General features: G+C 53.6%; 1 protein-coding gene. It reads right to left on the bottom strand.

Annotated elements, in window-relative coordinates; all coding sequences use genetic code 11:
- On the bottom strand, nt 1-590 hold a 590-nt coding region (locus C9I89_RS22275; RefSeq protein WP_146155093.1), incomplete at both ends, for a M16 family metallopeptidase.

The raw sequence follows: 590 nt of genomic DNA, 5'->3' as shown, positions 1-590 counted from the left end.
AATTATGATCGAGCGTCACCGGTTGCTTCGCGGCTTTGTCCACTTCCGGGCCACGCGGAATCGAACCAAAGTATTTCTCAACCCACGCCAGCGTCTGGGCTTTATCGATGTCACCACCGATAGTCAGAGTGGCATTGTTCGGGCCATACCAGCGCAGGAAGAAGGCTTTCAGATCGTTTACATCAACACGATCCAAGTCTTCCACATAACCAATCGGCTGCCAGGAATACGGGTGAGTACGCGGGAACAGGGCTTCGCCCATGCGCTCATACATCAAGCCGTACGGACGGTTTTCATAACGCTGAGCGCGCTCGTTTTTCACGGTGGAACGCTGAATTTCAAACTTCTTCTGGGACACAGCGCCAAGCAAGAAGCCCATGCGATCCGCTTCCAGCCACAGCATTTTTTCCAGCTGATTGGCCGGTACGGTTTCAAAGTAGTTGGTACGGTCACGGTTAGTCGTGCCGTTCAGGGTACCGCCCGCTTCGGTGATCAAACGGAAGTGTTCCTGATCGCCCACATGCTCGGAGCCCTGGAACATCATGTGTTCAAAGAAATGGGCAAAGCCCGATTTACCCAACTCTTCGCGA

Source organism: Photobacterium lipolyticum (assembly GCF_003026475.1).
Classification (GTDB): domain Bacteria; phylum Pseudomonadota; class Gammaproteobacteria; order Enterobacterales; family Vibrionaceae; genus Photobacterium; species Photobacterium lipolyticum.
This window is presented reverse-complemented; position numbering and strand designations above follow the sequence as displayed.